Below are 12,687 nucleotides of genomic sequence, written 5' to 3' on the forward strand. Positions count from 1 at the left end.
GAGCATCCCCCTTCAATCCCGCGCCGGAACCGGTTCACGCATCAGAAGCCGCATGTCGGTCAGGTGTCCGGTAATGGCGGCTGCCGCGACCATGGCCGGGGACATCAGATGCGTGCGCGATCCAGGTCCCTGCCGGCCTCGGAAATTTCTATTGGTGGTCGAGGCACAGCGCTCGCCGGGAGGCACGAGGTCGCCGTTCATGCCGACGCACATGGAACAGCCTGGATCGACCCATTCGAGCCCGGCCTCAAGGATAATGCGGTCTAGCCCTTCGTCTTCGGCCTGTTTCTTGACCAGCATCGAACCGGGCGAGACCAGGCCCGGCACCTTGGCTTTGCGGCCGACAAGGATCGCTGCCGCCGCCCTGATATCCTCGATGCGGCTGTTTGTGCAGGAACCAATGAACACCCGGTCGATGCGGATATCCGTGAGGCTCTGGCCAGGCTTAATATCCATGTAGTCCAGCGCATCGCGGACTTGCGCGGCGCGGGCCGGATCGGGGATCTGCGCCGGATCGGGCACCCGGGCCGTAATCGGCGAGGCATCCTCAGGCGTGATACCCCAAGTGACCACCGGCGCGATCTCGGCGGCATTGAGCGTGATCTCGTGGTCGAACACGGCGTCAGCATCGCTTGCCAGAGCCAGCCAGTATTGCGCCCCACGCTCGAAGGCCTCGCCCTTCGGCGCAAACGGGCGATTGCGCAGGTATTCGATGGTTGTCTCGTCCGGCGCGATCATGCCGAAGCGTCCGCCGGCCTCGATGGAGAGATTGCAAAGCGTGAGCCGACCTTCCATGGAGAGGCTGCGGATGGTGGAGCCCGCATATTCGATCGCATGCCCGACCGCACCGCCCGTACCGATGCGGGCAATGGTCGAGAGCGCGAGATCCTTGGCCGAAACGCCTGGCGTGAGTTCGCCATCGACGCTGATCCGCATGCGCTTCGGCTTCTTCTGCCAGAGCGTCTGAGTCATCAGCACATGTGCAACCTCGGAGGCGCCGATGCCGAAGGCGATCGCCCCGAAGGCGCCATGGGTCGCAGTGTGGCTGTCGCCGCAGACGATGGTAAGGCCGGGGAGCGTGAGGCCCTGCTCCGGGCCGACGACATGCACGATGCCTTGAGCGGGATCGTCGAGACCGAAGCGACGAACACCGTGGCGCTGGCTGTTGCCGCGCAGCTGTTCGATCATGCCGCGGATGGCTGGGTCGATCCTGCCGAGATCGCGCGTGCGAGTCGGGACGTAATGGTCCTCGATGCCGAAGGTTAGGTCCGGGCGAGCGACTTCGGCGGAGCGTTCCTTCAGCTTGTTGAAGGCATGGAAGGAGCCCTCATGAAGGAAGTGCCGGTCGATCCAGAGGAGGCACTGGCCGTCCTCGCGCTCGACGATCACATGTGCGTCGAAGACCTTGTCGAAAAGCGTAACATGCTTACGGTTCGGGGTATACATTCTATTATACCAGTTCGGCGGGAGGCTCTACGGCTAGCAGTCGTCTGGTTGCCGCATCAAGGTCATGCCGTCGTGCCCGGGATAATGGTTCGCACAATCGAAGAGTCGAGACTCTCGTATCCCGAAAGATCGATCAGGTCGTAGAGCTCCGCGCGGGTGAACATCTCGCCGACTAGGCTGCTGGCGCTTCCACTCGCCGCCAATGAGCTGAAAAGTTTCTCCTGGGCACGGGTGGCAACGCGCAATGCCGAGACCGGCCAGATAACCATCTTATATCCCATCGCCTCAAATTCATCGGCAGAGAAGAAGGGAGTTCTTCCGAATTCGGTCATGTTCGCCAGCAGGGGCACACCCGGCAAACGCTGTGCGAACTCTTTGAACATCTCCGCTGTGGTCAGGGCCTCTGGGAAGATCGCATCGGCGCCGGCTTCCAGATACTTTTTCGCGCGATTGACGGCGGCATCCATCCCCTCTGAGGCAACTGCATCGGTTCGGGCAATGATGTAGAGCTGCTTCCGCGCCCGGACTGCGGCCGCGACCTTTGCGGCCATGTCCTCTGCAGACGCAAGTTTCTTGTCGTTGAGATGCCCGCATTTCTTCGGCAGGATCTGATCCTCGAGATGAACAGCGCCCGCGCCAGCCTCCTCGAATACGCGCACCATATGCATGGCGTTGAGCGCTTCTCCATACCCCGTGTCGCCGTCAACCAAAATCGGCAAACCGGTGGCTCGAGAGATCTGGCGGATGAAGAAGGCGACTTCATCGACTGTGATAATGCCCAGATCGGGAAGTCCCATCGAGGAACTCATGCCTGCGCCGGACAGGTAAACTGCCTCAAAACCGGCACGCGCTGCCTGAAGGGCGGCGAGCCCATTATGCGTACCCGGCATCCGCAGAATATGACCACGCTCGACGAGATTTCGGAATCTCAGGCCCGCGGGCTCCGAGCCCGTCGATTTCAAGGTGAGGTATGACATGACGTCTCCATAGTCCCCATGACGCGAAGGTCGCGCTATCTTTGCTCGCGGATGATCAGGTTGCCCGACTCCTCGACAATGCAGATCTGTCCGGCAAGAACAAAGGTCGTGGCATCCATCTGCTCAATGATGGCGGGGCCGGGGATGATCGTATCCGTCGCAAGCAGCGAACGGTCATAGATGGGACAATCGATCCACCCACCGGCGTGATAGACCTTTTGCTGTCCGGTCCTGGCGTCACCTGCATCGGGCTGCACAGTCTTGAAGTCGGGCTTCTTAAGCCTGCCGACGGCGCTGACGCGCAGGCCGGCGAGTTCGACCGGCGCATCCTTCTGGTCAAAGCTGTAGAGTTGACGATGCTGATCGTGGAAGCGCTTGATGGCTGCCATCAAGCTCTCACGGTTTGCAGCCCCTTCCCACGGCACATCCAGTTCATAACCCTGGTTTTCGTAGCGGAACGCGGCTGCCCAGCGCAGTTCCGCCTGATCTGGCGAGATGCCCTCGGTCTTCAGCCATGCCATGGCCTGCACCTGCAATTCGGAGAATAGGACCGAAAGCTGGCTGAGATCGTCATAGGGGGAACGCAGCAGCAACGTACGGCTGAAATCACTGCGCAGATCGGCGATGAGCAGGCCCTTGCTCGACAGAACGCCACATCCCTGACCGACGATGATCGACTTCATTCCCAATTCGCGAGCGATGAATCCGCCATGCAGCGGTCCTGCACCTCCGAACGGCAGGAGGGAGAACTCCTTTGGATCGTAGCCCTTCTCGACTGAGACGACGCGAATGGCGCCGATCATGTTGTTGTTCGCCACGTCTATGATGCCACGGGCGGTCTCATAAAGGCCAGTGCCAAGCTTTTGCGCGAGACGCTCGACGGCGCGCATGGCGGCGTCCTTGTCGAGCGTCATCGCGCCGCGCAGCAGATGCTCTGGCAGATGCCCCAGGACGAGATGAGCATCCGTGACGGTAGCTTCGATGCCCCCTCTGCCATAGCATGCGGGGCCGGGCACTGCGCCGGCGCTGGCCGGCCCCACGGCAAGCCCGCCGCTGGCCGAATAGGCGATCGAGCCTCCGCCCGCACCAATCGTGTGAATTGCGATCATCGGAACGTGAACGGGCCACGTGCCTACCGAGCCCTCCGTCGTGATCGCGGGCTCCGCGCCGTCGATCAAGCAGATATCGGCAGACGTGCCGCCGATATCCAGCGTAATGAGTTTCTGCTCCCCGGAAAGGTCGCCGGTATACCGGGCTCCGATCACGCCGGCGGCGGGCCCGGATAAGGCAGTCTGCACAGGTTCGTTGCGAATGGTCGCGGCGCCCGTCACGCCGCCATTCGACTTAACCAAAAGTAGCCGGGCATCCTTGATTCTTTCGGCGCGCAGCCCTTCCTCAAGCCGGCCGACGTAATCAGAAACAAGCGGCATGACATAGGCATTGAGTGCCGTCGTCATGCTGCGCTCGAACTCACGGTATGTTGGGAGGACTTCACTCGAGAGGGATATCTGGAACGAGGCGTCCTCTTCGAGGAGGATCTCGCGTGTCCGGCGCTCGTGAGCAGCATTCGCATAGGAGTGCAGGTAGCACACCGCAACGGAGCGAATACCCTTCGCTCTGATGCGCAGTGCAGCTTCACGAATATCCTCTTCCGAGAGCGGCGTGATCTCCTGCCCGTCGAACGACATGCGCTCCGTTATCTCGAAGATGCGCTGAGGAGGGATCGGGCGCTGCGGCTTGACCCAGGAAAACATATTCGCCTGCCGGGGAATATCATGCCTTCCGATCTCAAGAACATGCTTGAAGCCGCGGGTGGTTAGAAGCGCGCATTCCGCGCCGCGCATTTCCAGAATGGCATTTGTCGCGACGGTCGTGCCGTGGAGGACGTGGCTCACGCGCTCCGGCGTCACATTGGCAAGCTCGAGGACGCTGCGCACGCCGTTGACGAAGCCACGGGACGGGTCGTCCGGCGTCGATGGCACCTTGGCCTTCCATTCCTGCCCCGTGGAACGGTCGACGAGGGAAACATCGGTGAACGTTCCGCCGGTATCGATGGCGAGGGAAAAGGTGGGATCAGTGGAAAGCTCGTCAAGCGACATGGTGCGCCTTCTAATTCTAGAGAAATTCAGGGGTTGACGGGGCTGCGAAATGTCCGGCGCGGACTTCGGTCATTTCAGCCGGGTAGCGTCGCCGAATGAACGTTTCCGCGCTCCGCTGCCTGGTCATTTCGATGACAGGATCCGGGATGGGCGCCGCATCAAGCAGCGCTCGCGTGTAAGGGTGCTGGGGATGTGCAAACAGGGAATCCGTCGGCGCTAGCTCCACTAGCCGCCCGAGAAACATTACGGCAACTCTGTCAGCTACATGCCGCACGACGGCAAGATCATGAGCGATGAAGAGGCAGGCGAAACCAAGCTGGCGTTGCAGATTCATCAGCAGATTAATGATCTGCGCCTGGATCGATACGTCCAGCGACGACACAGCCTCGTCGGCGACGATCAGACGCGGGCGCAGAGCGATGGCACGAGCGATCCCGATGCGCTGGCGCTGCCCACCCGAGAATTCCTGCGGGTAACGCGACGCAGCACTTGCCGGAAGGCGCACCATATCGAGCAGTTCTTCAACGCGTGTCTTTATGGCAACCTTTCCGCTGAGTTCGCCTGCAATGATTTGGGGCTCCGCGATGATCTCAGCGACCTTCATGCGCGGGTTCAGCGACGATTGGGGATCCTGGAAGACCATCTGCATATCGCGCCTCAGGGGACGCAACGCGCTATTGGAAAGACTGGTGAGCTCAGTGCCCTTTAGATAAACCTTTCCGGCAGTCGGGCGGTCGAGCTGAAGCAGAGCGCGTCCGAGAGTGCTCTTGCCCGACCCGCTTTCACCGACAAGTCCGAGGGTCTCGCCGGGGGCGATCTTGAGGCTTACCTGGTCCACCGCCTGGACGGCCAGACTGGGATAGCGCCCAGACCGCGGTCCGGGAAAATATTTGCAAACATTCTCAGCGGTCAGGATGGGCTGCGTCTTCATGACCCGCTCCTCATGGCCGGAGCATCGGCTTGATCATCGAGAGGCAATGAAGCGATCTCTCGCGCGCGCCAGCAGGCCGCCTCGTGGCCAGCGGCTATCGATTCAAGAGGCGGCTTCTGGCTGCATTTGTCTATGCGGAAGGCACAGCGCGGCTGGAAGGGACACCCCTTGGGACGCGTGAGCACTGAGGGCGGCAGCCCTTCGATCGCGCTGAGTCTTCCCATGCGAGGACGGTCAAGGCGCGGCATGGAGTTCAGGAGACCGCGGGTATAAGGATGCGCAGGCTTGGCAAACAGCGAGTGGACGTCTGACCGCTCGACGATTCCGCCGGAATACATGACATTGACCTTCTGCGCATAGCGGGCAACGACACCCATGTCGTGCGTAATGAGCAGCGTTGCGGCGCCAAATTCTGCCATTCGCGCCTGCATGAGATCCAAGATCTGCGCCTGTGTCGTCACGTCGAGAGCCGTCGTCGGCTCGTCCGCGATCAGAACCCGTGGCCTGGCAGCGACTGCGATCGCCACCATCACCCTCTGGCGCATCCCGCCGGAAAGCTGATGCGGATACATGTCGATCCGGCTTTCGGGATTGGTGATGCCAACGCTCTTGAGCAAGGCTATGGCGCGATCCCGCACGCTGGATGCGGCAACGGGATTTCGCCTGATGCTCTCGGCAAGCTGGGTTCCGATCCGCAGCACGGGATTGAGTGAAGTCATCGGCTCTTGAAAGACGACGGCTATATCCCTGCCGCGAAGCTGGCGCATGCCTTTTTCACTGAGGCTGAGAAGGTCCTTGCCATTGAGCAGGACCTTGCCAGCCACGGTCCGAAGCCGAGGGCCGAGCAAGCGTGCGATGGAAAGCGCCGTGACGCTCTTTCCACTGCCGCTTTCACCGACAAGCGCAACCGTCTCTCCCTCGCGAAGCTCCAAGTCGACGCCGGTGACGACGTCAAAATTGTTGCCATCGCTTCCGAGCGCTGTGCGAAGTCCTTCGACCCGCAGCAACGGCGTGTCAGTCACCATGTTTTTCAAACCAGTCGAGAATGAGCGCCATGTATTCGTCGTGGCACTCGCCGGTATATCCATGCGATGCGCCCTCGAAGATTTTAAGGACCGAGTTCGGAATTTCCTCATGCACGGCCCGCGCATATCGGGGACCCGTGAAGAGATCTTCGACGCCACCGCAGGTGATGAGGGTGGGGCACTTGATGTTGCGGGCCCGGCCACGCAGATCGAGGGCCAGCATGGCATCCACGATCCTGTCATAGGAGTGAGGTGCTGGGAATGTATCCTCGCCCGCGCGTCCCCGGAACGCCGCCTCGGGAATCTCGGGCCGCTCTATGTAGGTCGCCGGCGTATAGCACCAGAGCGTGACTTCCTCCGCCCAGAGCTCCGGATCCAGCGCACGAAGCCGCTTCCACATCCGTGCAAGCGATGCGCTGAAATGGTCCGACTTGAGCACCGCCGATCCGAGTTCGAGCACCGAAATGCGATCGGGGTGGCGTATGGCCAACTCCATGGCGACGCGCGCGCCCATGCCGCCGCCGCCGATCATCCGCGTCCTGTCGATCTTGAGATGGTCCAGCAACCCGGCAAGGTCGTCCGCCATCTGAGCGATCGTCCACGGCCCATCGGGGGCATCGGTACGTCCCATGCCGCGATGGTCATGGCGGATGCAGGTGTACTTCCGGGACAATATCGGATGGCTCTTGCCGAAATTGCGTCCGGCAAGCGACCAGCCGCTGCTCATGAGAAGCGGAGGGCCTTCGCCCGCGACCTCATAATACATTTCGATATCGGAGACCTTTGCCTTAGGCATGGTGAGCGTCCTTCAGGTTGTATGATGCCTCGTACCAGGCATCTTCATCATAATATCCGTTTCGGTGGACGAGCTTCGTCGACCAGCGGCGATCACGCCGGATCGCCTTCGTTGCGGCGAGATCCACCTCATCGTTGTCGAGATCGACGACAACCCCGTAATCCTCAAGCGCGCTTTCGACGCTGATGAATTCACCAAGAACGTCGCGCAGCACCAGTTCGACCGGGCGGTCGAATGGATGGCCAACGCCGCCGCCGCCAGGAGTCTCGACCCTCAAGATGTCGCCACAGCGCATCGGCACGCCTTCTGCAAGCATCGGGAGCATTTCCTCCTGCGGCGTGCCCGGGTTCATGGTGAAGCGCCCAGCGCGACCCGACATGCCGCCGTTGATGCCGAAAGGTGGATGAACGCAGTTGGTCAGGCGAAGCATGAGGGAAGCGTCGTCACCGAGCAGCTCGATCTCACGCACGATACCGCAGCCGCCTCGCCAGCGTCCGGGACCGCCCGAATCCCGATGAATCCCGTATCGCCTGATTCTTACGGGGAAGTTCATCTCGGAGAATTCGATCGGGAAATTACGCTGAGCGATATAGTAGACGGCGTCGATGCCGTCGGCGTAGGGACGCGCTCCCTGCCCAACGCCGAAGCCCATCGTCTTGAGATAGGGCTTTTCACTGCCTTCGCGAAGACCGGATATCTTTCCAAGAGAGTAGGCCGAGCTGGACGCGTGACCCGCATCCGGATCGGCAACACCGACGAGTCCGTAGCAGGTGGTATGAACCCTGCGGGATACAGTCGCCCGCTGGCCCAGCGGCGCCGGAAACTTTGGCTTCAGAAGGCTGCCGGGACGTAGCTTTAGATCGTCGATGCACTGCAGCAACCCTTCGTTCGGCAGAAGGTCCGGCTTGTCGGCCGTCATGAACAGGCCGAACACCATGCTGGGGATAACACTGCTCATGAGAAAGTTGATCGGCCCGTCCGTCTGGTCATCCGACGCCGTTGCGTCCAGGACAAGGCTCTCTCCGTCGGACTCCATCGTCATGCGGATGGCCAGCGGTCCGGAGCCTTTTCCGTCGTCGTCGACCACGTCGGCGAATTTATACTGCCCTGGCGGAAACGCCGCATGCATGCGCTCCGTCACCGTCTGCTCGGTGTGGGAGATGAGGGCTGAGAAAGCCTTGTGAGCAGTCTCCGTTCCATATCGGCCGAGGACCTCGCGGAGGCGCTTTTCGCCGAGCTGAACGGCGGCGATCATCGAGCGCGTGTCGCCGCGGACAATTTCGGTGAAGCGCGAATTTCTGATGAATATTCTCAGAATATCATCGTTGATGACCCCGTTCTCGCAGAGGCGCACAACCGGAATGATGATGCCTTCCTGGAAGATATTCTCGGTGTCAGGCGTCGTGGAACTCGGATGCGACCCGCCGATATCGAGGAAGTGCGCCCATGCGAAGACGAAGCCTTCGACCTTGCCATCGATGAAGACCGGGTTCACGAAAACCATATCGGGGGAGTGGGATACCGCGCCGTCCGTGGCGTAGCAGTCATTGTAGAGAAAGATGTCGCCCGGCCGCATTTCCGAGATCGGAAACTGCTTCAGGACCGGTGGCACCACACGCCCTCCGGACGGCATGCGGGTGCCAATGAGAAGGTTCAGGTCCCGGTCAACAATGCCGGTAAAGTAATCCTGCTTCTCGCGGATGACCGGTGACATCGCAGTCCGCTCCAGGAGTGAACCCATCTCGAGCTGGGCGGAGCGCAGCGCACCGCGGATGATTTCCAGGGTAATCGGGTCGACGGACGCAGGCTGCAGGCTTGTCGCCTTGGATACGGAGATGTTCATAGCCATTCCTGATTAATCAATGTCGGAAGACGGGCCGACGCGCTTTCGAAGTGCTTCGCCGAGAATGTTGATGCTGAGGATCGTCCCCATGATCGCGAGCCCTGGGAATGTCGCGACCCACCACGCCTGCTCAAGAACGCTGCGGCCAGCGGCCAGCATCGAGCCCCACGAGATCTGGTCTGGCGGCAAGCCCAAGCCAAGGAAGCTCAGAGCTGCCTCATACATGATCATCTGAGGCACGGCGAAAGCCGCGACGACGATCAGCGGGGTCAATGCGTTGGGAAGGATGTGTCGGAAGATTATCCGCCCATGACCTGCGCCCATAGAAGTCGCCGCAAGCACAAAGTCGCTCGAGGCATGGCGCATGGCTTCGGCACGCGCGACGCGCGCATAGATCGGCCACTTCGCCACGATGAGGACAATAATGATGTTGAGCAGCCCCGGACCGAGGATGTACATGATCATGATAGCGAGCAGGATGAACGGGAACGCGAGCTGGACGTCGACTAGCCGCATGACGACTTCGTCCGTCCAGCCGCGTGCGTATCCTGCGATCAAACCGATGATGATCCCGAGTACGCCGGCGCCGAGCACTGCGGCGAGCGCGACAATGAGCGACACGCGCGTGCCGTAGACGATGCCGCTGAACACATCCCGGCCCAGCACGTCGGTCCCAAGAAGGTGGGGCGGTCCTCCGAACTCCGAACTCAGGGAGGGGCTCAGTAGATTGGAAAGGATATCAGCCTCAGTAGGATTGAACGGAACAATCCACGGGGATAGCAGCGCGAGCACGATCAACACCGCCAAAAAGGCGATGCTCAATATCTCGCTGAACAGCATGCGTGTTCCGTAAAGGCGTGGCAGGCGAACCCTGAAGCCCTGCTTCTGAGGATATGTGTTGATCTGCGTCGCATCATGCATAGCGGATCCTCGGATTGATGATCGCGTAGGTGATGTCGGCGATGAGACTGGTGAGGACGACGACGAGCGCTACGACGAAGGCTCCAGCCTGCATGATGGGAAAGTCGCGGTGGGAAATCGCGTCGATCATGAGCCGGCCCATTCCCGGCCACGCAAAGATGGTCTCGGTGACGACCGCGCCGCCCATCAATGTCCCGAAGTCAACGGCAATCACGGTCACCAAGGAGATCGCGATGTTGCGAAGGCAATGGCGCACCAAGATCAGCCACGGCGCGATGCCCTTGCTTCGCGCTGTCCTGATGTAGTCCTGGGAGAGAACATCGAGCAGCTCGGCCCGCACCAAGCGTGTCAGGCGCGCCAGTGGGAAGAGGCCCAAGGCAATCGCTGGCAGCACGAGGTGGCTCCCAGTCCCATATCCGGCTGGGGGCAGCAGATGGAAATGCACCGAGACCACCAGGACGAGCATGAGGGCGAGCCAGAAATTCGGCACCGACTGCCCGAAGAGCGTGAGACTCATCAACGTGCGATCGAGCATGCTGTCCCGTTTGATGGCGGCTAACGAGCCGAGCACCAATGCCAGCAGCAAGGCCCCCAGAAGTGCCGCCGACGTCAAAAGGAGCGTTGCCGGAAGGCTTTCAAGGACCAAGCCGAGAGCAGGCTGTCCCTGCCAGATGGAGAGGCCGAAATCACCGGTGAGGGCAGAGCCGAGAAATCTTATGAATTGCTCCGGTATGGGAGCATCCAAGTTCCAGATGGCGCGCAGTTCTTCGATATCGGCCACCGTCATTCCCGGCTGGATCATCAGGGCGATCGGATCCCCTATGAGTCGTGACAGGACGAAAATCACCGTCACGACTCCGAAGATGACCACGCCGGCACTCAACGTACGGCGGAGTATGAAACAGCTCATTTTTCGGCCGGTCCCATATCCTGAATAATGATCTGGTCGTCGGCCCGTGCCTTCCAGGCGATCTTGTTGCTGACGGCCCAGACAGAAAGCGGCTCATACAGGAACAGCCATGGCACATCTGCGCGGACCTTGGCCGAAAGCTTCTGAAGCGCTTCCTGGCGTGGTCCCTGGTCGAATGACTTTTGCGCCTGATCCCAATAAGCATCGACTTGGGCGTCGTGGTAATATTGCCAGTTCCAGTTGCCCTTGCTGTTGGTCAGGGATCGGATTGTGGTCTCGGAACCGGGCCCGCCCTGGTAGAAGTAGATGAACAGGTCGCCGACATCCTTGCCCTTGTTGTCGAAATCATAAAGCTTCGCCGAGAACTGAGATGCCTCGTCGATCCGGATCGATACATTAAAGCCCACCTGTTTGAGGTTGGCAGCAATGATCTGGGTGAGTTCGTTCGCCTGAGCGACCGGACCCTGCGGAGCATGAAGAGTGATCGACATGTCCTTCACGCCCGCTTCCTGCAGCAGGCTCTTAGCCTTCGCGGGATCGTAGGGCATCGGCCCGATGGCTGGGTCGTAGCAGTACATGGATGTCGCGCAGAGCTGCCCCATCGGCTTGCCATATCCGCGCAGCAACCTATCGACGATGGCCTGCCGGTTGACCGCCAGGTTCACGGCTTCCCGAACCCGCCGATCTTGGAAAATCGGACGGTTCATCATCATCCCACCCCAGATGGGACGGTTGCCACCCTCGCTGGCGGAGATCCGCGCCGTCGCCGAACTTTCGAAACGCGGCGCCTCGAGCGGAGCAATGGCAGTGCCAAGCGTTGCTTCCCCGTTCAGGACTGCGGCAGCCCGCGCAGAAGCATCCGGAACCACCCAGAAGACCACACCATCCGCTTTCGGCGCACCGCCCCAGTATTCAGGATTGGACTCGAGAACGATGCGGTCGCCGCGACGCCAGCTCACAAACTTGTATGGACCGGTTCCGACAGGCTTCAGACCGAATTCTTGAGCGCCGACCTGTTTGTAATAGGCAGGCGGCAATGCCGACATGCGGTCTGCAATTGTGTCGATGAAATAGGCGACAGGTCCGTCTGTGACGATGTCCAATGTGTGGTCATCGACGACCTTCGCTTCCGTGATCAGGGCGAGAGAGCCACGAGCCTGGGAATCAGCCTTCTTGCCTTCATCGATCCAGAGCTTTACCGCCTCAGCCTTGAACGGCTCGCCGTTCTGGAATTTTATGCCCTCGCGTAGCTTGAAGCGCCAAGTGTTATCGGCAATCCTTTCCCAGCTTGTGGCAAGTGCGGGCTTGATTTCGTTGTTCTCGTCGAGAGTGATGAGCGGGTCATAGATGTTGCGATAGACCCAGCGGTGCCATCCTGTGACGTTCTTGGAACTGTTAAGCGTCAGAAGATCGAGCTGTGTTGCGATCGTAATCGTACCAAGCTCCGCGGCGAGGGCCGACGTGCCGACCGATCCCATCATGAGCGATGCCACGAGGGGAGCGGATTTCAGCAGAGAGTATGCATGGTGAGCTTTCATATATCCCTCTCTTGTTGTGCTTATCAGCACGATTGTTGATCTATGAGAGCCGTTCACAGATATGGATGTCAAGCTGTATATACATATATATAGGTAAATATGTTGTTGCGTTTGGGGAAGGCTTGGCGCACATGCAACCGAAAGAGGAGCGAGCCAGAGGGGGCGGCTATTGGCTCGGCGGAATAAGGATCTGATTTTCAA

10 protein-coding genes are annotated in these 12,687 nt (G+C 60.3%); all 10 read right to left on the reverse strand.

From position 1 onward, the window contains the following. Positions 1-12 precede the first annotated feature (12 nt). Entirely contained in the window at positions 13-1,446 is a 1,434-nt protein-coding gene (gene leuC / locus JKL46_RS06145; protein ID WP_201830888.1) for a 3-isopropylmalate dehydratase large subunit, read from the reverse strand. Between the two features lie 62 nt (positions 1,447-1,508). Beyond that, complete coding sequence (gene prpB, locus JKL46_RS06150) at positions 1,509-2,423, reverse strand: methylisocitrate lyase (RefSeq protein ID WP_201830890.1); 915 nt, start codon at positions 2,421-2,423, stop codon at positions 1,509-1,511. Between the two features lie 35 nt (positions 2,424-2,458). Further along, positions 2,459-4,522: a hydantoinase/oxoprolinase family protein gene (locus JKL46_RS06155; RefSeq protein WP_201830891.1), complete on the reverse strand. Its 2,064-nt coding sequence runs from the start codon at positions 4,520-4,522 to the stop codon at positions 2,459-2,461. 16 nt (positions 4,523-4,538) lie between these two features. Further along, entirely contained in the window at positions 4,539-5,453 is a 915-nt protein-coding gene (locus JKL46_RS06160; protein ID WP_201830893.1) for an ABC transporter ATP-binding protein, read from the reverse strand. Next, positions 5,450-6,478, reverse strand: coding sequence for an ABC transporter ATP-binding protein (locus JKL46_RS06165; protein WP_201830894.1), 1,029 nt, complete (start codon positions 6,476-6,478; stop codon positions 5,450-5,452). Before JKL46_RS06165 ends, JKL46_RS06160 begins: the two co-directional genes overlap by 4 nt. Beyond that, positions 6,468-7,274: an alpha/beta fold hydrolase gene (locus JKL46_RS06170; RefSeq protein WP_201830895.1), complete on the reverse strand. Its 807-nt coding sequence runs from the start codon at positions 7,272-7,274 to the stop codon at positions 6,468-6,470. Before JKL46_RS06170 ends, JKL46_RS06165 begins: the two co-directional genes overlap by 11 nt. Further along, the gene (locus tag JKL46_RS06175) at positions 7,267-9,117 is read right to left on the reverse strand and encodes a hydantoinase B/oxoprolinase family protein (RefSeq protein ID WP_201830896.1); all 1,851 of its coding nucleotides are present in this window, start codon (positions 9,115-9,117) and stop codon (positions 7,267-7,269) included. Before JKL46_RS06175 ends, JKL46_RS06170 begins: the two co-directional genes overlap by 8 nt. A 12-nt stretch (positions 9,118-9,129) precedes the next feature. Continuing rightward, positions 9,130-10,038 carry an ABC transporter permease gene (locus JKL46_RS06180; protein WP_201830897.1) on the reverse strand — a complete coding sequence of 303 codons (909 nt, stop codon included), beginning with the start codon at positions 10,036-10,038 and terminating at the stop codon, positions 9,130-9,132. Further along, positions 10,031-10,909 (reverse strand): ABC transporter permease subunit, encoded by an 879-nt coding sequence (locus JKL46_RS06185; RefSeq protein WP_201830898.1) that lies wholly within the window; start codon positions 10,907-10,909, stop codon positions 10,031-10,033. The genes JKL46_RS06180 and JKL46_RS06185 overlap by 8 nt, the downstream gene beginning before the upstream one ends. Before the next feature lie 35 nt (positions 10,910-10,944). After that, the gene (locus tag JKL46_RS06190) at positions 10,945-12,687 is read right to left on the reverse strand and encodes an ABC transporter substrate-binding protein (protein WP_201830899.1); all 1,743 of its coding nucleotides are present in this window, start codon (positions 12,685-12,687) and stop codon (positions 10,945-10,947) included.

Origin of the sequence: Microvirga zambiensis WSM3693 (assembly GCF_016735695.1) — a bacterium.
In the GTDB taxonomy this organism is placed as follows: Bacteria; Pseudomonadota; Alphaproteobacteria; order Rhizobiales; family Beijerinckiaceae; genus Microvirga; species Microvirga zambiensis.

What these genes read in the sequence shown, in the direction of transcription:
- JKL46_RS06180 (WP_201830897.1), bottom strand. Translation starts at nt 10,038, where the DNA reads ATGCATGATGCGACGCAGATCAACACATATCCTCAGAAGCAGGGCTTC.
- prpB (WP_201830890.1), bottom strand. Translation starts at nt 2,423, where the DNA reads ATGTCATACCTCACCTTGAAATCGACGGGCTCGGAGCCCGCGGGCCTG.
- JKL46_RS06160 (WP_201830893.1), bottom strand. Translation starts at nt 5,453, where the DNA reads ATGAAGACGCAGCCCATCCTGACCGCTGAGAATGTTTGCAAATATTTT.
- JKL46_RS06155 (WP_201830891.1), bottom strand. Translation starts at nt 4,522, where the DNA reads ATGTCGCTTGACGAGCTTTCCACTGATCCCACCTTTTCCCTCGCCATC.
- JKL46_RS06165 (WP_201830894.1), bottom strand. Translation starts at nt 6,478, where the DNA reads ATGGTGACTGACACGCCGTTGCTGCGGGTCGAAGGACTTCGCACAGCG.
- JKL46_RS06175 (WP_201830896.1), bottom strand. Translation starts at nt 9,117, where the DNA reads ATGAACATCTCCGTATCCAAGGCGACAAGCCTGCAGCCTGCGTCCGTC.
- JKL46_RS06170 (WP_201830895.1), bottom strand. Translation starts at nt 7,274, where the DNA reads ATGCCTAAGGCAAAGGTCTCCGATATCGAAATGTATTATGAGGTCGCG.
- leuC (WP_201830888.1), bottom strand. Translation starts at nt 1,446, where the DNA reads ATGTATACCCCGAACCGTAAGCATGTTACGCTTTTCGACAAGGTCTTC.